Raw genomic sequence first — 19,031 nt, 5'->3', positions numbered from 1 at the left:
CTGCGGCGCTCCCCTCCCCCGTAGGGGGAAGATGATCCCGTCTTCCCCCTGCGGGGGAGGACGGCTGCGCAGCGGCCAGGAGGGGGCGAGTGGCTAAAGAATTAGAGCTGACCCAGCATGTAGTCGGCCGACGAGACCTTGAACTCTCCGCCTTCCTCGACGTTCAGCGCGGTGACGACGCCGTCCTTGGCGATCAGGGAATAGCGCTGCGAGCGCGAGCCCATGCCGAACTTGGAGCCGTCGAAGTCGAGGCCCACGGCGCGGGTGAAGTCGCCATTGCCGTCAGCCAGCAGCAGCACTTCGCCGTCGATGCCCTGGTCCTTGCCCCAGGCCTTCATCACGAACAGGTCGTTGACCGAGACGCAGGCGATGGTGTCGACGCCCTTGGCCTTGAACTCGGCCGCGTGCTCCTTGAAGCCCGGCAGGTGCTTGGCCGAACAGGTCGGGGTAAAGGCGCCGGGAACGGCAAACAGGGCGACGGTCTTGCCCTTGAACAGGTCATCGGTGGTGACCGGTGCAGGCCCTTCGGCCGTGCTGGTCATGAAAGTCGCCGCGGGAAGCGTGTCGCCAACCTTGATCGTCATGGGTCTGGTCCTGTCCTTTTGGGGGTGGGAATTCGAATATAGGTCGGAAGACAACGCGCCAAGCCAAAGGTTCGACTTGAAACCGTCGCGTTCTGTCACGATCCTGAGGCCATGAACCGCGACACCCCTGACGAGGCGGACTTCCTGACCGGCCGGCTGCTGGTGGCCATGCCGGGCATTGAGGATGAGCGCTTCGAGCGCGCCGTCCTCTATATGTGCGCCCATGACGAAGACCAGGCGATGGCCATCACCGTCAATCGCCCGGTCGAGGGCCTGACGGTGTTTGAACTGCTCGACAAGCTGGGGGTCCGGTCCGAGATCAGGACTCCGGGCCATCTCGTCCTGATGGGCGGGCCGGTGGAGCTGGAGCGGGGCTTTGTCCTGCACACCGACGATTTCAACTCGCCCGATTCGACCCTGGCCCTGCACGATGGCCTGGCCCTGACCGCCACCCGCGACGTCCTCGACGCCCTGGGCAGCCATGAGCGCCAGCCGCGGCGGGCGATCCTGGCCCTGGGCTATGCCGGCTGGGGCCCCGGCCAGCTGGAGCAGGAGGTGCGCGACAACATCTGGCTGGTCTGCGACGCCGACGAGGAGCTGCTGTTCGACGACGACCACGCCCACAAATGGACGCGGGCCCTGGCCAAGCTGGGGATCTCGGCCGATCACCTGTCGAGCCAGGCGGGCCGGGCTTAGGGGCTCTGTCGACTTGCCCCCACCGGGTCGCTTCACGACCGTCCGCCCCCGTAGGGGGCGGATGACCTCATCTTCCCCCTACGGGGGAGGAGGGCCGAAGGCCCGGAGGGGGCCAGTATTCGCCGATCAGCCCCGCGCCTTCACCGGCGCCGCGCCATCGACATAGGCCTCGTTCAGATAGACCTCGGCCTCCTGCGGCGACAGGGCCGGGGCGTAGCCGAAGCCCTGGCCGTAGTCGCAGCCCAGCGCCTGCAGGGCGGCGGCCATTTCGGCGTTCTCGACGCCTTCGGCCACCACTTCCAGATCCAGGTCCTGGCCCAGCTTGACCACCGAGCGGACGATCTTGGCCGAACCCGGATTGCCGCCCATGGTGCGGACGAAATAGCGGTCGATCTTCAGGGTGTCGAACGGCAGGCGCGTCAGATATTGCAGCGACGAGAAGCCGGTGCCGAAGTCATCCAGGGCCAGGCCGGCGCCGGCGTCGCGCAGGGTCTTGAGGATCACGGCAGCCCGTTCCGGATCGCGCATGATGTCGCTTTCGGTGACCTCGAGCTTCAGGGCCCCGCGCGGCAGGTTGTTGATCTTCAGCACCTGGGCCACGTCATGGACCAGGCCGGGACGGTCGATCTCGCCAGTCGACAGGTTGACGCTGACGGTGAGGGCCCCGACGGCCGGATGGCTGCGACGCCAGGCGGCCAGCTGCGCGCCGGCGGTGCGCATCATGTGCTCGCCCAGCTCGCTCATCAGGCCCATTTCCTCGATCAGCGGGAGGAACTCGTCGGGCGGCAGCATGCCCCGGCGCGGGTGCAGCCAGCGGGCCAGGGCTTCGAAGCCCGACAGGGCCCCGGTCGACAGGCGTACGACCGGCTGGAAATAGGGGGTGATCTCGCCGCGAGCTATGGCTCCGCGCAGATCGGCCTCGAGCGCCAGACGCGACAGGCCGTCGGTTTCCATCGACCGGCCATAGGCGGCGGCCCCGCCGCGACCGGCGGCCGAGGCGGCCTCGACGGCCAGTTCGGCCCGACGCAGAAGTTCGGTCGCCTCGGGCGCATCCTCGCCGCCCTCGGCATTGACGGCCCCGATCGACAGGGTCGGGTGGATATCAAAGCCGGCGACCCGCAGCGGCTGTTCCAGGGCATTGCGCAGCAGCTCGGCGGGCTCGAAGCCCCGCGGCTCGCACAGCACGGCAAACTCGTCCTCGCCGATCCGGCCCAGGATCGAGCCGGTCGGAAAGGCGGCGGCCAGGCGCGAGCCGAGGGCGGCCAGCACCAGATCGGCGCGTTCGTGGCCCAGGGCCTCGTTCAGGCGGCGCAGGCGATCGACATCGGCGACCACCAGTTCATGCACACCCTCATGGCGCAGACGTTCGCGGGCGCGGGCGATGAAGCTGCGGCGATCCAGCAGGCCGGTCAGGTCACAGCGGCCCGAGGCGGCGAATTTCACTTCGGGAGCGACGACGCCGGCAGCGCGGACCCCCTCCTCCAGCCAGACGCCCCGCCAGATGCAGGTCTCGGACCCGCGCAGGCGCAGACGGGCCATGACTTCCGAGCCCGGCTCGCGGACCTTCAGGACGTCCTCGGCCTGGGCGCGATCCTGCGGCAGGGCCAGGGCGCGGAAGGCAGCCGAGGAGCATTCCGGGGCCAGGGGGCCGAGGCCAAGGGCGCGGGCCGCGCCATTGATCCTCAGGCGGTCGGCCTCGGGCTCCCAGACCCACAGGGCCACATCGGCCGCACCCAACGCTTCCAGCGTGGCGGTCGTGTCCCAGATCCTGCGGTCCGTAGCCCGAAACGACATACCCGATCCCAACGCCACATCGGCGTTTTTGCACGGACCGCGCGCTAGGATCGCGCGACCAGTCCGAACAGACGATGATCTCGCCACTCGCCGTTAATTTTCAAATAAGCCGGGGCGTAACCTTCTTCGGAAAAACCGCATTTGAGCAGAAGAGCGGCCGAAGGGGTGTTTTCCGGCATGCAGGCGGCCTCGAGGCGATGAAGGCCCAGGCCATCGAAGGCGAAGCGAACGACGGCGGAAACCGCGTCGCTCATATGGCCTTGCCGAACATAGGGCTGGCCCAGCCAGTAGCCGATCGTGCCGCTCAGCGAGACCCCTCGCCGGACATGGAACAGCCGCACTGCCCCGATCAGGGCGTCGTCGCTCTTGCGGAACACGAAGAACGGCCAGGCCTCGCCGGTCTCAAGCTCTCGGGCATAGGCCCCGAGGCGGGCGCGGAAAGCGCTGCGTCCCAGGTCGCCCTCCTGCCAGGTCGGCTCCCAGGGCTCAAGGAAGCTGCGCGAGCGTCGCCTCAGGTCAGCCCAGTCCCGATGGTCGGACAGGCGCGGTGGACGCAGATAGACACCATTACCCTGGAGCTTCAGGCCAGGCCGGCTGCGAAACAGCTGCAGTAGGGTCGGCACGGGCACTCCAGCAGTCTCCGGGCGGGGCGAGGGTGCGATCAGGCCGCCGCGAACAGGGCCGCCTCGAAGGCGGGACCGGCCTTAAGGGCCGACTTGGCCCCGAGTATGGCCGTGGCGCAACGTCGCGAGCCCAGCAGGCGCTCGCCCAGGCGCACGATGTCGGCCGGGGTCACGGCATCGACCTCATGGGCCAGCTCGGCCGGCGGATAGAGACGGTCAAACAGCAGCACCTGGCCGGCGGCCTGCTCGGCCCGAGACAGGGGCTGCTCGCGGGCCATGAACATGTGCGCCTTGAGTTGGGCCTTGGCCCGGGCCAGTTCGGCCGGCTCGATGTGGCGGGCCAGGGCGACCAGTTGCTCGGCACAGACTTTTGCGGTCTCGACCGCATCCTTGGCTGCGCAGCCGGCATAGATGCCCAGGGCCCCGTGGTCGGCATAGGTGTCGGAATAGGCGTCGATGTTGTAGGCCAGACCGCGCTTCTCGCGGGCTTCCTGGAACAGGCGCGAGGACATCCCGCCGCCCAGGCACTCGGCAAAGATCCGCAGGGCGAAATAGTCCTGCTCCCGCGCGCCGCAGGCCGGCAGCATGAACACCAGATGCGATTGCTCGAGCTTGCGCACCTCGCCGGCATGGCCGCCGATGAAGGGCGCAGCGACAGGTTCGGCCAGGCACTCGCCGACGGGCACGCCGCCAAAGGCGCGCTCGGCGGCGGCCATCAGCTGGGCCTCGTCCACCGCACCGGTGGCGCTGATCACCAGCCGGTCGGGGGCATAGAGCGCGCCCCGCCAGACGGACAGGGCAGCATTGGTGGCGGCATTGACCGTCTCGACCGAGCCGAGAATCGGCCGGCCCACCGGATGCTCGCCCCAGGCGGCGGTCTGGATCAGGTCAAAGACATAGTCGTCAGGCGCATCGGCGGCCTCGGCGATCTCCTGGGCCACCACCTGCTTCTCGCGGACCAGATCGGCCTCGTCGAGGGTGGGGCGCAGCAGCAGGTCGGCAATGACATCCATGCCCAGGTCCAGCCCGCCCTTCAGGGCCCGGACCTGGAAGCTGGTGCGCTCATAGCCCGTGGCGGCATTGATCGAGCCGCCCTGGCTTTCGATGACCTCGACGATGTCGCGCGAGCTGCGCGACCCGGCCCCCTTGAAGACCATGTGCTCCAGCAGGTGGGCCCAGCCCGACCGGGCCGGATCCTCATTGGCCGCGCCCCGTCCGGCGACCACGGTCAGGGCGAGGGTTTCGAGCCCCGGCATCGGGTCGCAGACAACCCGGACGCCGTTGGCCAGCGTCTTGAGGACAGCGCTCACGTCGTGGCCGCGAAGGTGCGCACGAAGGCCTTTACCGTTTCGCCGCTGGCCGGCAGGCGCTCGAAGCGTTCGGGCTTCTGCGACAGGTCCGGCGTGGCCCGCGGCGTGGCCGGGGTCAGGCCGCAGGCGGCGGCCACGGCCTCGGGGAACTTGGCCGGATGGGCGGTGGACAGCACCACCACCGGGATGGTCGGGTCGGTCAGCTGGACGCGGGCCGCTGCCGCCACGCCCACGGCGGTATGAGGATCGATGACCTCGCCGGTCTCATTGAGGGTCGAGAGCATGGTCTTGGCGGTGTCGGCCTCGCTGACCGCCGCGCCACGGAACAGCTCGCGCATCAGGGCAAAGGCGCTGGGCGGGATGTCGATCAGGCCACTGTCGCCAAAGCCGCGGAAGGCGCGGCCGGTCTCGACCCCGTCACGGCGCACGGCCTCGAAATAGAGGCGCTCGAAATTGGAGGCGACCTGGATGTCCATGGCCGGGCTCTGGGTGGCGGTTACCGCGCCCCGGGCATAACGGCCCTCCTCGAAGGTTCGGGCCAGGATGTCGTTGGAATTGGTCGCGCAGGTGATCTGGGCGATCGGCAAACCGAGCTTGCTGGCCACGAAGGCGGCATAGGCGTCGCCGAAATTGCCGGTCGGCACCACAAAGGCCACCGGCCGTTCCGGTCCGCCCAGGGCCACGGCGGCGGTGAAATAATAGACGCTCTGGGCCGCGATCCGGGCCCAGTTGATCGAGTTGACGCCCGACAGGTCGACCGCGTGGCGGAACTGGTCGTCCTGGAAGGCCTGCTTGACGATGGCCTGGCAGTCGTCGAACGAGCCGAGGATCGAGACGCAGGCCACGTTGTCGTCGGTGGCCGTTGTCATGAACCGGCGCTGGACCTCGCTGATCCGGCCCTCGGGGAACAGGGCAACGATGCGGGCGTTCTTGCGACCCCGGAAGGCCTCGACGGCCGCGCCTCCGGTGTCACCCGAGGTGGCGCAGATGATGGTCATTTTGCGCGACTGGCGCTCCAGCACATAGTCGTACAGCCGCCCCAAGAGCTGCATCGCAACATCTTTGAAAGCCAGGGTCGGACCGTGGAACAGCTCCAGCAGGAAGCGGTTGGGGCCTAGCTGCTTCACGGGCGTAACGGCGCTGTGGGCAAAGGTGGCATAGGCCTCCTCGCACATCTCGGCGAGAATCTCGGCGGGGATGTCATTGCCGACGAACTTGCCCATCACGGCCGCGGCGACCTTGGCATAGGGCTGGCCGGCGAAGGCGGCGATCTCGGCCTTGGTGAAGCTCGGCCACTCTGACGGGACATAGAGGCCGCCGTCCGGGGCCAGGCCCGCCAGCACGGCATCGAGGAATCCGATCGGCGCGGCCTCGCCGCGGGTCGAAACGTAGCGCATCAGGGTCTCAGTCTCCGCCAGAGCATGGCGGCATAGATAAAGAGCAGGGTTACGGCAAGACCGAACCACGTCAGGGCGTATTCGAGGTGCCGATTGGAAATTTCTGCCGGCAGCGGGGCCGGCACAATGTCGGCCGGAGCCGGGGTTTCGCGCTCGGCCATCAGGGCCAGGGGGGCCGGCTTCTGACCGGCCAGGCCGGTCACGGCCCGGGCCCGATCGCCGCCCAGCTGGGCCAGGGGGATCAGGATGCCCGTTACCTGGCCAGGCTCGCCGAAACGGCGCTCCGGGGCCTTGACCTGGCCGGTCAGGGCGGGGACGACGCCGCGGTCGATCAGGATCAGGTCATAGGGCCCGCCCGTCAGGCCGCAGAGGGCCTGGGCCCGCCAGACCATGTCGCCATCGCGGACGCCATAGGCCAGGGGCAGGGCCGGCAGGTTCAGGGGGCGGCAGTCGACCTGGACCCGCGTCCAGGCCACATTGCCGCCGCGGGCCGCTTCGGCCAGGACGGGTCCGATCGGGGTCGGCGAGGCCGTCTTCAGGGTCTCGATCCGCGCCAGCAGGTCTTCCTTCCAGGCCATGCGCTGGATCTGCCAGCCGCCGAGGCCGCAGAGAATGACAAAGCTGATCGCAACGGCGATCGTCAGGCCGAACGGAAAGCCGGCCTTCTTCGCAGCGGCAGGGACCTCAGACATCGCGACGGCCCGCTTCAGAGGCCTTGTTGGCGACCTGGGCGGCGACCATCAGGCCCTTGGCCGGTCGCATCAGGCCCAGGCTGAGGCCCAGGGTCACCGGCAGCCAGACCAGCAGCAGCAGCCAGATCGGCCAGTGCCAGGCGAACATCGAAAACAGCGCCCCGAAGGCCCCGACACCGCCGCCGATCAGGATGATGAAGGTCGAGGCCCCGTCGCCGGTCTCGTGGCGGCTCAGCTCGAAACCGCAGGCCTCGCAGGCCGGGGCGATCTTCAGGAAGCCCTCGAACAGGAAGCCCTCGCCGCATTTGGGACAGTGCCCGGTCGCGCCGGCGAGATAGGGGTTCACTTGGGCCATGCGGCCTCCCGGAAATGAAAAAGGCCCGGAACACCGTCTGGCGTTCCGGGCCCCCTCGAAGCGTGTGACCTAGTGCGCCGAGGCGCCGAAGATCACGTAGATGAAGGCAAACAGGAACAGCCAGACCACGTCAACGAAGTGCCAGTACCAGGCGGCGGCTTCGAAGCCGAAGTGCTGCTTGGGCGTGAAGGCACCGTTCATCAGGCGGATCAGGCAGACCAGCAGGAACAGGGTGCCGACGAACACGTGGAAACCGTGGAAGCCGGTGGCCAGGAAGAAGGTGGAGCCGTACAGGCCCGAGTTCACGGCCGCTTCCGAATAGAACAGCTGCTCGTGGTTGATGTGGGCATATTCATAGACCTGGATGGCCGTGAACAGGGCCCCCAGCAGGATGGTCAGGATCAGGCCCCACTTGGCCCCCTTGCGGTCGCCGACCTGCAGGGCGTGGTGGGCCCAGGTGACGGTCGTGCCCGACAGCAGCAGGGTCAGGGTGTTGATCAGCGGCAGGTGCCAGGGCGAGACGGTCTCGACACCGGCGGGCGGCCAGGCGGCCCAGGCGGTGCGGACTTCCTCGATGGACGAGAGGGTGCGGTGCTCGTGGAAGAGCGCCATCTCGAAGAACATCCAGAACCAGGCGACGAAGAACATCACTTCCGAAGCGATGAACAGGATCATGCCATAGCGGAGGCCGATCGAGACGACCGGGGTGTGATCGCCGGCCTTGGCTTCCTTGGCGACATCCGACCACCAGCCGAAGAAGGTGTAGAGGATGCCGGCAAAGCCTGCGGCGAAGATCGCCCAGTTGCCCTTTTCGATGCCGAGCACGCCGCCCTTGAGCCAGCCGATCAGGCCGAGAGCCATGACGGTGGCGGCGACCGAGCCCACGAGGGGCCACGGGCTGGGTGGCAGGATGTGGTAGTCGTGTTTGACGGCGCCGTGGGCCATGGTGGTGCTAACCCTTATATCCCTCTGGTCGCGATGGCCGGTCCCCCCGCCCTCGCGCGTCTTGATGAAACGCTATAGCCCCCTAGACGGCGCGCCGCCAAGGGGTTGCACGATGCGCGGCGTCGTCGAAGCCGTCTGTTTTTGCTTCGGATCGTCGAGAACCGCCGGGAAGAAGGTGTAGGACAGGGTGATCTCGCCCTTGCCCTTGGTCTCCGGATCGTCCGCATATTGGGGATCGACGAAGTAAACGACCGGGAATTCGACCGTCTGGCCGGCCGCAATCGTCTGATTGCTAAAGCAAAAACACTCCAGCTTCTGGAAATAGGGCCCGGCCTGTTCGGGGACCACATTGTAGATGGCCCGGCCGGTCATGGGCTGGTCGCTGTTATTGGTGACCTTGAAGAAGGCCAGGCCCGTGTCGCCGATCCGGACCTGCTGGCTGACCTGCTCGGTCGAAAAGGTCCAGGGCAGTTCGCGGATATTGGAATCGAATCGGATGGTGACCTTGCGATCGAGGATGCGAGTCGGGGCGAGATCCGCCTTGCGGACCGTGCCGTCAAAGCCGGTCAATTGGCAAAACAGCTTGTAGAGCGGCACCGAGGCATAGGCCGCGCCGACCATGCCGAAAAAGGCTGCTGCGCACAGGAGGCCGACCCGGGCATTGCGCCGGGCCGTCAGGTCCTTGACCGACTTGAGCGCCTTGGCAGGGGCCGGGGTCTGGCCGGGATCAGAAGGGACGGTTTGCGACATTGGCACCAAGCTTCACGACAGTGACAACAAAAACCAGAATGACGAAGGCCAGCAAGCCCAGACCCAGGGCGATGTTTCGCCCTTTTCGCGCCCTCGCGGCATCGTCTTCGACAAGCTTGTTCATCGCAGAAGCTCCAATGCTTTGACGCCCAGGACCGCCTCACCCAGCAGGGCGGCGAACAGGGCGAACAGATACAGGATCGAGAAGGCGAACAGGTTGCGGGCCGCCTTGGCACCGGCGGCCTTCATGTCTTCGGTCACCTCATAGAGGTCGCGGTCGGCGGCGCGCGGATCTGCCGCATCCCCGGCCTTGCTCAGGAACACCCGGACGGCCAGCAGCAGGAACACCGCGCCGCCCAGGCCGGCGACGGCCAGATAGAGCGGGCCGCCCAGGCCGGTCAGGACCGGCGACAGGCAGATCGGGATCAGGATCAGGCTGTAGATCAGGATCTGCAGGCGGGTGGCCTTGGCACCCTTGACCACCGGCAGCATCGGCACGCCGGCCTTCGCATAGTCGGTGGTGATGTACAGCGACAGGGCCCAGAAGTGGGGCGGGGTCCAGAAGAAGATGATGGCGACCATCAGCCAGGCATTGAGCGGGGCCGAGCCGGTTGCGGCCGCCCAGCCGATGGCGGGGGGCAGAGCCCCGGCCAGGCCGCCGATGACGATGTTCTGCGGCGTCCAGCGCTTGAGCCACATGGTGTAGACCACGGCATAGAAGACGATGGTGAAGGCCAGCAGGCCGGCGGCCAGCCAGTTGACCGCCATGCCCAGCAGCATGACCGACAGCAGGCTCAGGACCACGCCCAGGGCCGCGGCATCGTCGCCGCGCACCTTGCCCGAGGGTACGGGGCGGCCGCGGGTGCGGCGCATCAGCCTGTCGATGTCGGCATCGAACCACATGTTCAGGGCCCCGGAGGCCCCGGCACCGACGGCGATGCACAGCACCGCTACGGCGGCCAGAACCGGGTGCACGGGCGCGCGCGCCGCCAGCAGGCCGGTCAGGCCCGTGAAGACCACCAGCGACATGACGCGGGGCTTCAGCAGCTGGAAGAAATCCTGCCAGCGCGCCGCGGCCGGGGCCGTGGGCGTCTGGTCGGTTTCTGGAGTCAGGGCGGCGGTTTTGGGCATCGGCGTCTGTTTATAGCGGTCTTTATGGGCGAAGGGCGCGGCCCGGACCCTTAAGTGGTCCAGACCGCGCCCCCGCGTTTCAGTCTGTCGTCAGGTCGGCGATCAGTGGTGATCGTCTTCCTTGATCACCGGCGGCTCGCTGAACTGGTGGAACGGCGGCGGCGAGGACAGGGTCCATTCCAGGGTGGTGGCACCTTCGCCCCACGGATTGGCCTCGGCCTTGCGGCGACGGACAGCGGCCTCGATCAGGATGATCAGGAACACCACCACGCCAACGACCGTGATCAGGTAGCCGACGGTCGAGACATAGTTCCACTTCGCGAAGGCGTCCGGATAGTCGACATAGCGACGCGGCATGCCCTGCAGGCCCAGGAAGTGCTGCGGGAAGAAGATCAGGTTGACGCCGACGAACATGATCCAGAACTGCACGCAGCCCAGGAACTCGTTGTACTTCACGCCCCACATCTTCTCGAACCAGTAGAAGAAGCCGGCGAAGATGGCGAACACCGCGCCCAGCGACAGCACGTAGTGGAAGTGGGCGACGACGTAATAGGTGTCATGCAGGCTGTAGTCGATGCCGGCATTGGACAGGACGACGCCGGTGACGCCGCCGACCGTGAACAGGAAGATGAAGCCGATCGCCCACAGCATGGGCGTCTTGAAGCTGATCGACCCGCCCCACATCGTGGCGATCCAGGAGAAGATCTTCACGCCGGTCGGAACGGCGATGATCATCGTGGCGGCCACGAAATAGGCGCGCAGATTGATGCTCATGCCGACGGTGTACATGTGGTGCGCCCACACGACGAAGCCGACGAAGCCGATGGCGACCATGGCATAGGCCATCGCCAGATAACCGAAGACCGGCTTCTTGGAGAAGGTCGAGACGATGTGGCTGATGATGCCGAAGCCTGGCAGGATCAGGATGTACACTTCCGGGTGACCGAAGAACCAGAACAGGTGCTGGAACATGACGGGGTCGCCGCCGGCGGCCGGATCGAAGAAGTGGGTGCCGAAGTTACGGTCGGTCAGCAGCATGGTGATGGCGCCGGCCAGGACGGGCAGCGACAGCAGCAGCAGGAAGGCGGTGATCAGCACCGACCAGGCGAACAGCGGCATGCGGTGCAGGGTCATGCCCGGCGCGCGCATGTTGAAGATCGTGGTGATGAAGTTGATCGCGCCGAGGATCGACGAGGCACCGGCCAGGTGGAGCGACAGGATCGCGAGATCCATGGCCGGACCCTTGTGACCGATGGTCGACAGCGGCGGATAGATGGTCCAGCCACCCCCGAAGCCGTGGCCCGGACCGCCGTCGACGAACATCGAGACGCAGAGCAGGACCCAGGCAGCGATCAGCAGCCAGAACGAGATGTTGTTCATCCGCGGGAAGGCCATGTCCGGCGCGCCGATCATGATCGGAACGAACCAGTTGCCGAAGCCGCCGATCATCGCCGGCATGACCATGAAGAAGATCATGATCAGGGCGTGGGCGGTGACCACGGCGTTATAGCCGTGCTTGCCCTTGAACAGACCCATCTGGGCGAGGACGCCGGTGTCGGAGAACACCTGGATGCCCGGCTCCATCAGCTCCCAGCGGATCAGGCCCGACAGGGCCCCGCCCACCAGGCCCGCCATGATGGCGAACAGGATGTAGAGGGTGCCGATGTCCTTGTGGTTCGTCGAGAAGAACCAGCGCTGGAAGAAGGGCGGCTTGTCGTCGGCGCCGTGGGCGTCGTCGTGGTGGGTGTCAGCGGCGTGAGCCATCGGACTAATCCTGCAATCGTATCTTAAACCGCCGGCGCGGCGGGAGCCGCGGCCGGGGCGGTGGCGGGAGCGGCGGCCGGGGTCGCGACAGCGGCAGCCGGAGCGGCGGCGTCAGCGACGGGGGCGGCCGCCGGCGGAGCGGTCTTGGACTGCACCCAGGCGTCGAACTCGGCTTGGGTCACGACCTTGATCTCGATGGGCATGAAGGCGTGGTCGACGCCGCACAGCTCCGAGCACTGGCCGTAGAAGACGCCGGTCCTCTCGGCCTTGAACCAGGTTTCGTTCAGGCGGCCGGGAATGGCGTCGGTCTTCAGGCCGAAGGCCGGCAGGGCGAAGGCGTGGATCACGTCGGCACCGGTGACCTGGACGCGGACCACCTGATTGACCGGCACGACCAGGGCGTTGTCGGCCGCCAGGCGATAGGGCACGCCCTTGGCCTTGGAATCGGCTTCCGAGAGGCCGACCGAGATGATCTCGCTGATCTTCTGGTCGGGATACTCATAGCCCCAGTACCACTGATAGCCGGTGGCCTTTACGGTCATGTACGGCTTGGGCATGTCGTTATAGGCGAACAGCAGCCGGAACGAGAAGATCGCGATCACCATCAGGATGATCACCGGAACGACCGTCCAGATGATCTCGATGGTGGTGTTGTGGCTGAACTTGGCCGGGACCGGGTTGGCCTTCTTGTTGTAGCGGATCGCGATCCAGATGATCAGCGCCAGCACGAACAAGGTGATGACCGTGATGATCGGCATCAGGATCACATTGTGGAACCAGATCGCATCGTGCTTGAGCGACGAGGCGGCCGGCTGGAGGTCGATCGCCCCCGGCGTCGGCTGGCCCATCAGATCGTCAGCAAGGGCTTGCCCCGCGAACATCATCGTGGCGGCGAGGGCGCCAGCGCCCGTCAAAATCCGCCGAATCCCCTGAAATTGCGCCTTCATATTCCTCACGGCCCGTTTCAGCGGCGACCTGCCGTCGATCATTTGACCTTGATCAACGTCACGCCGCGCCGACATACACATTACAGTCAGGCTCGCGGTATCGCGCAATCGACTCGATAGAGAGAGTCGCGGTCGCGCCCGCCCAACTGACCATTCTGTTGGCTGCATACGCGCATCGCCAGCGGTTGCCAAGCGCCTCAAACCCCCGCCAAACCCGTCGGCACAACGGTTTGGGTTCCCAGCTGCGAACCAGTTTCAAAAAGGCCGCTCCCGGCGCTCCGGTTCATTACGTAACATTCATTGACAGGTACCTTGTACCGATCAGTACCGTGCGATAGAAGAGTGCATCAACCGCGGCGAGGACAACGTGCCGGAAGCCATTGAAATTCAACTGAAGAAGGGCGTGCTGGCGCTCTGCGTGCTGGCCCTGCTCTCACGCGCCGACAGCTATGCCTATGAGATCGCCAGCAAGCTCGCGAAGGACATCGATATGGGGGAGGGAACAATCTATCCGCTGATGCGCCGCATGCAGTCGGACGGGCTGGTGGAGACCTATCTGGTCGAATCCCAGAGCGGCCCGCCGCGTAAATATTACCGCCTGACCTCGGCTGGCCGCGCCAGCTTCACGCAGCAGAAGGCCGAATGGGCCGCCTTCACCACGGCCGTCGAAGACATACTGGGAGCTGCCGCATGACCCGTCTCGAGTTCATGACCCGGCTGCGCCGGGGCCTGGCCGGCCTGCCCGCCACCACGATCGCCGACATCGTCGCCGATCATGAGGCCCACTTCGCCGACGCCATGGCCGAAGGCCGCAGCGAGTCGGACGCAGCCGCCGCCCTCGGCGATCCCGACCGTCTGGCCCGCGAACTGCGTGCCGATGCCGGGCTCCGGCGCTGGGAGGAGACCAAGAATCCCGCTGCGGCCGGGGCAGCGATCATTGCCCTGATCGGCCTGGGTGCCATCGACATCATGTTCCTGCTGCCGATGCTGATGGGCGTTCTTGCGGCCCTGTTCGGCTTCCTGGTCGCTGTGGTGGCCCTGTTCGTCTCGGGCGGCTTCGTTTTCGCCATGGGTCCGCTGGCGGCACCTCCGGGCGGTCCCATGACCGCCTTCCTGGCCGGTGTGGCCCTGATGGCCGGCGCGACCTTCCTGGGCTCGCTGCTGACCATCGCCACGGTTGGCATCTTCAACGCAGTGGTCTGGTTCGGCCGCCTGCACTTCCGGCTGCTGAAGCCGGCCATCAACAATCAAGGCTGAGGGGCCCGTCATGATCCGTAATGCGCTCATCATCGGCGGGGCCAGCTTTGTGCTGATGCTCGGCAGCGCCGCCGGCGTCGCCGCCCTGGCCGGACCCGTCATCCTGAAGGACGGCTGGACCATTCCGTTCGACAGTCAAGACAGAGGGCAGATCCATAGCCGTCATCTGGGCTCGGTCGGCAAGCAAGCCTCACCGCTCGTCTCGCGACAGCTGGCCTGGACCGGTGACACCCTGACCCTCGACCTGCCGATCGACGTCACCTATGTCCAGGGCCCCGTCGCCCGGATCGAGGTCAGCGGTCCTGCCGCCGTCGTCGACCGCCTGCGGGTCGATGCCGGCCGGATCAGTCTGGCGGACGGTGACGGCAACCTGAACGCCGACAGCCTGACCATCGACCGCAACGGCATCCGCGTTCACAGCTATGCCGACCAGACCAGGATCGTCGTCACCGCGCCAAACATCAGCCAGATCAAGCTGGACGGGTCCGGCGATCTCGAGATCCAGGCCTTTGACCAGCCGACCTTAAGCCTGGCGATCAATGGCAGCGGCGATGTCTCCGCCGAGGGCAAGGTCGCGGTCCTGTCCCTGACCTCGGCCGGATCGGGCGAAGCCCAACTGGACGACCTGGCCGCCAAGAATGCCGACCTGATGATCTCGGGCAGCGGCAATGCCGTGGTCACGGCGAAAAACGTCGTCACCATCGCCCTGTCGGGCAGCGGCGATGTCAGCCTGCAGGCCCAGCCGGCCAGCCTCACGGCCAATACCAGCGGCTCGGGCACCGTGCAGCACGACTACGAGTAACGGCCAAGACCAAAGGGGCGGGGTGACGAAAGCGCTGCAAACGCCTAGCTATAGGGGCATGAACGCTCCGATCCCCGCCTCGCTTCTCAACGCCCCTTCCCTGCTCGACGCCGCCGGCGTCGATCCCGACCAGGCCCGCAGGATCCTGGGCGAGGCCCTGGCCGGGGCCGATGACGGCGAGATGTTCCTCGAACGCTCCGAGAGTGAGGCCTTCGTTTTTGATGACGGTCGCCTGAAAAGTGCCTCCTATGATTCGGGCGAGGGCTTCGGCCTGCGCGTCGTGGCCGGCGAGACCGCCGGCTACGCCCATGCCGCCGAGATCTCCGAGGCCGCCCTCGGCCGGGCCGCCGCCTCGGCCAGCCTGGCCAAGCGCGGCTATGCCGGCGTCAGCGCCGAGGGCCCCCGCTCGACCAATGAACGGCTGTATGGCGAGGACGACCCCCTCGCCTCGCCCGCCTTTTCCGACAAGGTTGCCCTGCTACAGGAAATCGATGCCTTCGCCCGGGCCCGCGATCCGCGCGTCGTCCAGGTCATGGCCTCACTGGCCGGCGAACGGCGGGTGGTCGAGATCCTCCGCGCCGACGGCAAGCTGGTCCGCGACGTCCGCCCCCTGGTCCGGGTCAATGTCCAGGTCACGGTCGAGAAGGACGGCAAGCGCGAGAGCGGGTCGGCCGGGGCCGGTGGCCGCGCCGGTTTCGCCGCCTGGATCAGCCCCGACAAGTGGCAGGGCCAGGTCGACGAGGCCCTGCGGATGGCCCTGGTCAATCTCGACGCTGTCCCCTGCCCGGCCGGCGAGATGGACGTGGTCCTGGGGTCGGGCTGGAACGGTGTGCTGCTGCACGAAGCCGTCGGCCATGGCCTGGAAGGCGATTTCAACCGCAAGGGCATTTCGGCCTTCTCCGGCCGCATCGGCGAACGCGTCGCGGCCAAGGGCGTCACCGTCTTTGACGACGGCTCTCTGCCCGGCCGACGCGGCTCCCTGACCATCGACGACGAAGGCACCCCGACCGAACGCACCATCCTGATCGAGGACGGTATCCTGGTGGGTTATATGCACGACCGGATGAGCGCCCGATTGATGGGCATGGAGGCCACCGGCAACGGCCGCCGCCAGTCCTATGCCCACATGCCGATGCCACGCATGACCAATACCGGCATGCTGGCCGGCAACGACGATCCGGCCGAGATGATCGCCTCGATGAAGCGCGGCCTCTACTGCGCCAATTTCGGCGGCGGCCAGGTCGACATCACCAACGGCAAGTTCGTCTTCCAGTGCACCGAGGCCTATCTGGTCGAGGACGGCAAGATCACTGCTCCGGTCAAGGGGGCCACCCTGATCGGCGACGGCCCCAGCGCCCTGACCCGGGTGACCATGATCGGCCACGACTTCGACTTCGATCCCGGCATCGGTGTCTGCGGCAAGTCCGGCCAGGGCGTGCCGGTCGGCGTCGGCCAACCCTCCCTGAAGATCACCGGCCTGACCGTCGGCGGTACCGCAGTTTAGGCCCTCGGGAAGACAGGCCTATGGGTGGGTCCGCCCCCCTCGAGCCCCCAACCAAAAAAGGCCCCGGATCGCTCCGGGGCCTTTGTCGTTTCTGGTGCCTGACGACTAGTGGGCCGTCGTCGGGGCGTCGGTGTCGTCCGAGCCGTGCGACCACTTCTTGAGCCAGGGCGACAGGATCAGGAACAGGATCCCGATGCCGATCGAGACCAGGCCGATGACATTGAACACCTGCAGCGAGGTGGCCAGGGCCGCAGCGGGGTCCAGAACCTGGCCACCCACCGTCTCGGTGGTGGTCAGGCCGGCGATGATGCCGCCGACATACTGGGCGATGGCCACGGCCAGGAACCAGACGGCCATCATGAAGGACACGACGGTCGGCGGCGACAGCTTGGTCATCTGCGACAGACCGACCGGCGACATGCAGAGCTCACCGGTGGTGTGCAGCATGTACATGACCACCAGGAACACCAGGGGCATGCGGAAGGCGCCGTCGGCGAAGGTGGCCCCGACCTGCAGCAGCAGGAAGCCGGCCCCGACCTGCAACAGGGCCAGGCCGAACTTGACGACGGGGTTCAGATCCCGGCCGCGCTTGCCCAGCCAGGTCCAGAGGAAGGCAAAGACCGGAGCGAAGATCAGGATCCAGCCGGCGTTCAGAGCCTGGGTCTGCGGAGCGTTGAAGCTGGTATTGACCCAGAAGGTCGAGGCCTTGTCGATCCCGGCCGCAACCAGCTGGTCAGGCGTGGCCAGGGTGACCGCGCCGCCGAACCACTGGACCGGTGCCTTGACCAGGTCGAGCTGGACATTGGTGGCCGCAAACAGGCTGAGCGACGACCCGGCCTGTTCAAACAGGGTCCAGAACACCACGGCGCCGAAGATCAGGAATACGGCCAGGGCCAGGCGCTCGCGCTCTTCCTTGCCGCACTTGGCGAACATGAACCAGACGATATAGCCCAGCGAGGCGACGATGCCGGCGATCAGGGCCGCACCGACCACGGGGTTGCGCTGCACCAGATAGAAAACGCCGGCCACGCCGATCAGCGACAGGATATAGATCAGCATCTCGCGATCGATCGGGCCCACCACCTTGGTCTTCAGGACCTTGGGTTCCGGCGGCTCGCCCTTGCCCATTAGCAGGGGCTTGCCGAGAACGAAGACGATGAAGCCGGCCAGCATGCCGATACCGGCCAGGCCGAAGCCCGCCCACCAGCCGACCGTGACGCCCAGCAGGCCGCACAGGATCGAGGCCCAGAACGAGCCGAGATTGATGCCGTAATAGTAGAGGGTGAAGCCCGGATCGCGGCGCGGATCGCCCTGGGGATAGAGCTGTCCGACGATGGTCGAGATATTGGGCTTGAGGAAACCGACGCCGACAATGATCAGCGACAGGGCCAGCCAGAAGATGTTCAGATAGGTCGGATCGCGATCCTTGACGTCCAGCTTGTAGTCCGCCTTGGGCAGGACGCTGGGCAGGGGGGCGTTGGCGGGCAGGCCCTTGACCTCGAAATCACCGGCCTTGGTGGCGGCCACGTCATAGGGCTTGCCGTCGACCACCAGCTTGGCGACCAGTTCCTGACCCCGGCCCTCGGCCTGGAAGTCATAGGTCGCGCCCTGATAGGTCAGGGTCTGGACGGCGGGCTTGCCCTCGATCGCCATGGTCAGGTGGCCGGCGACCAGAAGAATCGCGCCGAACGCCACTGCCTTGCGGGTGCCCAGATACTTGTCGGCCAGGAAGCCGCCGATCAGGGGCAGCAGATAGACCAGCGAAGTGTAGGAACCATAATGGGCCGAAGCGGCCTTGGGATCGAACAGGAAGTGCTGCGTCAGATAGAAGATCAGGATGGCGCGCATGCCATAGTAGGAGAAACGCTCCCACATTTCGGCAAAGAACAGGATAAGCAGTCCTTTGGGATGCTCTCGGAGAAGCTGGATAAGCACGGGAATGCCGGTCACGAGCGTGACCAGTATGCCCAGGGCGATGACGATATTCATGCACTAACCTTGACGTGATAAGGGGTCGGAGCAGCCGCCATGGTCGTTTTGCCCCCGCCTCCCCCAGTTGGCGGGAGAAGATCACGCGACAATGCGTTTAACAAGCAACGGCTTGCCGCCGGGGAGCCTGGTTCGCTCGACGCGTGTTTACCACACACAGGATTTCTCCATTTGGGCGACTCGTGAGTCAGGGGCCGAACGCCGGCTAAACCCGCAAGGATGGGACGGTTTGACGCACCGCCCGCCGTGCGCGCGGTAGGGACTTGTTAAAGGATCAGGGCGTTGCGTGAGGTCGGATGCCCAAGCATCAAGCCTCCGGAACGGGGGCATGGAGGAAGCCATGGCCTATATCAGCGTCGAGCATTCGCCGTCCGTCTCCGCCGCTCCCCGCGTCGCCGCTCCGCGCCTGGCCTGGGGCCGCATCGCCCTGATCGGCGTCAGCCTGGCCTTCTGGGTCGGCCTGGCCTTCGCCTTCCGCGCCCTCTTCTAGA

General features: G+C 66.5%; 20 protein-coding genes. 6 read left to right on the top strand and 14 right to left on the bottom strand.

The genetic code is table 11. The features are described 5' to 3' along the window. Nucleotides 1–101: 101 nt before the first annotated feature. Nucleotides 102–584, bottom strand: a complete 483-nt coding sequence (locus tag AQ619_RS01325; RefSeq protein WP_062143161.1) for a peroxiredoxin — start codon at nt 582–584, stop codon at nt 102–104. Nucleotides 585–695: 111 nt separating this feature from the next. Between AQ619_RS01325 and AQ619_RS01320 the strand changes: the two genes are divergently transcribed. Then, complete coding sequence (locus tag AQ619_RS01320) at nt 696–1,280, top strand: YqgE/AlgH family protein (RefSeq protein ID WP_062143158.1); 585 nt, start codon at nt 696–698, stop codon at nt 1,278–1,280. 126 nt (nt 1,281–1,406) lie between these two features. Here the strand turns inward: AQ619_RS01320 and AQ619_RS01315 are convergent, their stop codons facing one another. The 12 genes from AQ619_RS01315 to coxB form a co-directional block, all read right to left on the bottom strand. Continuing rightward, nucleotides 1,407–3,074: a putative bifunctional diguanylate cyclase/phosphodiesterase gene (locus AQ619_RS01315; protein WP_062143155.1), complete on the bottom strand. Its 1,668-nt coding sequence runs from the start codon at nt 3,072–3,074 to the stop codon at nt 1,407–1,409. 44 nt (nt 3,075–3,118) lie between these two features. Continuing rightward, nucleotides 3,119–3,697, bottom strand: coding sequence for a GNAT family N-acetyltransferase (locus tag AQ619_RS01310; RefSeq protein ID WP_062143152.1), 579 nt, complete (start codon nt 3,695–3,697; stop codon nt 3,119–3,121). Between the two features lie 38 nt (nt 3,698–3,735). Continuing rightward, nucleotides 3,736–5,007, bottom strand: a complete 1,272-nt coding sequence (locus AQ619_RS01305) for a M16 family metallopeptidase (RefSeq protein ID WP_062143149.1) — start codon at nt 5,005–5,007, stop codon at nt 3,736–3,738. Beyond that, nucleotides 5,004–6,404, bottom strand: coding sequence for a threonine synthase (thrC, locus tag AQ619_RS01300; protein ID WP_062143146.1), 1,401 nt, complete (start codon nt 6,402–6,404; stop codon nt 5,004–5,006). Before thrC ends, AQ619_RS01305 begins: the two co-directional genes overlap by 4 nt. Then, nucleotides 6,404–7,096 carry an SURF1 family protein gene (locus tag AQ619_RS01295; RefSeq protein WP_062143143.1) on the bottom strand — a complete coding sequence of 231 codons (693 nt, stop codon included), beginning with the start codon at nt 7,094–7,096 and terminating at the stop codon, nt 6,404–6,406. Before AQ619_RS01295 ends, thrC begins: the two co-directional genes overlap by 1 nt. Then, nucleotides 7,089–7,451, bottom strand: coding sequence for a DUF983 domain-containing protein (locus AQ619_RS01290; RefSeq protein WP_062143140.1), 363 nt, complete (start codon nt 7,449–7,451; stop codon nt 7,089–7,091). Before AQ619_RS01290 ends, AQ619_RS01295 begins: the two co-directional genes overlap by 8 nt. A gap of 69 nt (nt 7,452–7,520) precedes the next feature. Then, nucleotides 7,521–8,396, bottom strand: a complete 876-nt coding sequence (locus AQ619_RS01285; RefSeq protein WP_062143137.1) for a cytochrome c oxidase subunit 3 — start codon at nt 8,394–8,396, stop codon at nt 7,521–7,523. Between the two features lie 72 nt (nt 8,397–8,468). Beyond that, nucleotides 8,469–9,146 (bottom strand): cytochrome c oxidase assembly protein, encoded by a 678-nt coding sequence (locus AQ619_RS01280; protein ID WP_062143134.1) that lies wholly within the window; start codon nt 9,144–9,146, stop codon nt 8,469–8,471. Continuing rightward, nucleotides 9,124–9,270: a hypothetical protein gene (locus AQ619_RS18950; protein ID WP_166504109.1), complete on the bottom strand. Its 147-nt coding sequence runs from the start codon at nt 9,268–9,270 to the stop codon at nt 9,124–9,126. The genes AQ619_RS01280 and AQ619_RS18950 overlap by 23 nt, the downstream gene beginning before the upstream one ends. Further along, entirely contained in the window at nt 9,267–10,277 is a 1,011-nt protein-coding gene (gene cyoE / locus AQ619_RS01275; protein WP_062143132.1) for a heme o synthase, read from the bottom strand. Before cyoE ends, AQ619_RS18950 begins: the two co-directional genes overlap by 4 nt. A 102-nt stretch (nt 10,278–10,379) precedes the next feature. After that, nucleotides 10,380–12,041, bottom strand: coding sequence for a cytochrome c oxidase subunit I (gene ctaD, locus AQ619_RS01270; RefSeq protein WP_062143129.1), 1,662 nt, complete (start codon nt 12,039–12,041; stop codon nt 10,380–10,382). 23 nt (nt 12,042–12,064) lie between these two features. Further along, nucleotides 12,065–12,988 (bottom strand): cytochrome c oxidase subunit II, encoded by a 924-nt coding sequence (gene coxB / locus AQ619_RS01265; RefSeq protein ID WP_062151142.1) that lies wholly within the window; start codon nt 12,986–12,988, stop codon nt 12,065–12,067. 367 nt (nt 12,989–13,355) lie between these two features. On the opposite strand from coxB, the gene AQ619_RS01260 reads away from it, so the two are divergent. Genes AQ619_RS01260 through tldD form a run of 4 tightly spaced genes read left to right on the top strand, consistent with a single transcriptional unit; the run spans nt 13,356 to nt 16,551 of the window. Beyond that, nucleotides 13,356–13,682, top strand: a complete 327-nt coding sequence (locus AQ619_RS01260; protein WP_062143126.1) for a PadR family transcriptional regulator — start codon at nt 13,356–13,358, stop codon at nt 13,680–13,682. Beyond that, complete coding sequence (locus tag AQ619_RS01255; protein ID WP_062143123.1) at nt 13,679–14,245, top strand: DUF1700 domain-containing protein; 567 nt, start codon at nt 13,679–13,681, stop codon at nt 14,243–14,245. The genes AQ619_RS01260 and AQ619_RS01255 overlap by 4 nt, the downstream gene beginning before the upstream one ends. A gap of 10 nt (nt 14,246–14,255) precedes the next feature. Then, the gene (locus tag AQ619_RS01250) at nt 14,256–15,047 is read left to right on the top strand and encodes a GIN domain-containing protein (RefSeq protein WP_062143118.1); all 792 of its coding nucleotides are present in this window, start codon (nt 14,256–14,258) and stop codon (nt 15,045–15,047) included. 58 nt (nt 15,048–15,105) lie between these two features. After that, nucleotides 15,106–16,551 carry a metalloprotease TldD gene (gene tldD / locus AQ619_RS01245; RefSeq protein WP_062143115.1) on the top strand — a complete coding sequence of 482 codons (1,446 nt, stop codon included), beginning with the start codon at nt 15,106–15,108 and terminating at the stop codon, nt 16,549–16,551. Between the two features lie 105 nt (nt 16,552–16,656). Here the strand turns inward: tldD and AQ619_RS01240 are convergent, their stop codons facing one another. Next, on the bottom strand, nt 16,657–18,540 hold the full coding sequence (locus tag AQ619_RS01240) for a peptide MFS transporter (protein ID WP_062143112.1): 1,884 nt from the start codon (nt 18,538–18,540) through the stop codon (nt 16,657–16,659). Between the two features lie 340 nt (nt 18,541–18,880). Here AQ619_RS01240 and AQ619_RS18945 point away from each other — a divergent pair, with 340 nt between their 5' ends. Then, entirely contained in the window at nt 18,881–19,030 is a 150-nt protein-coding gene (locus tag AQ619_RS18945) for a hypothetical protein (protein ID WP_166504108.1), read from the top strand. Nucleotide 19,031 lies beyond the last annotated feature (1 nt).

The sequence above is a fragment of the Caulobacter henricii genome, assembly GCF_001414055.1.
In the GTDB taxonomy this organism is placed as follows: Bacteria; Pseudomonadota; Alphaproteobacteria; order Caulobacterales; family Caulobacteraceae; genus Caulobacter; species Caulobacter henricii.
This window is presented reverse-complemented; position numbering and strand designations above follow the sequence as displayed.

Bases quoted from the DNA above. Each gene is read 5' to 3' on its own strand.
- AQ619_RS01315 (WP_062143155.1), bottom strand. From the start codon at position 3,074: ATGTCGTTTCGGGCTACGGACCGCAGGATCTGGGACACGACCGCCACG.
- AQ619_RS01290 (WP_062143140.1), bottom strand. From the start codon at position 7,451: ATGGCCCAAGTGAACCCCTATCTCGCCGGCGCGACCGGGCACTGTCCC.
- AQ619_RS01295 (WP_062143143.1), bottom strand. From the start codon at position 7,096: ATGTCTGAGGTCCCTGCCGCTGCGAAGAAGGCCGGCTTTCCGTTCGGC.
- coxB (WP_062151142.1), bottom strand. From the start codon at position 12,988: ATGAAGGCGCAATTTCAGGGGATTCGGCGGATTTTGACGGGCGCTGGC.
- ctaD (WP_062143129.1), bottom strand. From the start codon at position 12,041: ATGGCTCACGCCGCTGACACCCACCACGACGACGCCCACGGCGCCGAC.
- AQ619_RS01325 (WP_062143161.1), bottom strand. From the start codon at position 584: ATGACGATCAAGGTTGGCGACACGCTTCCCGCGGCGACTTTCATGACC.
- AQ619_RS01280 (WP_062143134.1), bottom strand. From the start codon at position 9,146: ATGTCGCAAACCGTCCCTTCTGATCCCGGCCAGACCCCGGCCCCTGCC.
- tldD (WP_062143115.1), top strand. From the start codon at position 15,106: ATGAACGCTCCGATCCCCGCCTCGCTTCTCAACGCCCCTTCCCTGCTC.
- AQ619_RS01240 (WP_062143112.1), bottom strand. From the start codon at position 18,540: ATGAATATCGTCATCGCCCTGGGCATACTGGTCACGCTCGTGACCGGC.
- AQ619_RS01320 (WP_062143158.1), top strand. From the start codon at position 696: ATGAACCGCGACACCCCTGACGAGGCGGACTTCCTGACCGGCCGGCTG.
- AQ619_RS18945 (WP_166504108.1), top strand. From the start codon at position 18,881: ATGGCCTATATCAGCGTCGAGCATTCGCCGTCCGTCTCCGCCGCTCCC.
- thrC (WP_062143146.1), bottom strand. From the start codon at position 6,404: ATGCGCTACGTTTCGACCCGCGGCGAGGCCGCGCCGATCGGATTCCTC.
- AQ619_RS01285 (WP_062143137.1), bottom strand. From the start codon at position 8,396: ATGGCCCACGGCGCCGTCAAACACGACTACCACATCCTGCCACCCAGC.
- AQ619_RS01255 (WP_062143123.1), top strand. From the start codon at position 13,679: ATGACCCGTCTCGAGTTCATGACCCGGCTGCGCCGGGGCCTGGCCGGC.
- cyoE (WP_062143132.1), bottom strand. From the start codon at position 10,277: ATGCCCAAAACCGCCGCCCTGACTCCAGAAACCGACCAGACGCCCACG.
- AQ619_RS18950 (WP_166504109.1), bottom strand. From the start codon at position 9,270: ATGAACAAGCTTGTCGAAGACGATGCCGCGAGGGCGCGAAAAGGGCGA.
- AQ619_RS01250 (WP_062143118.1), top strand. From the start codon at position 14,256: ATGATCCGTAATGCGCTCATCATCGGCGGGGCCAGCTTTGTGCTGATG.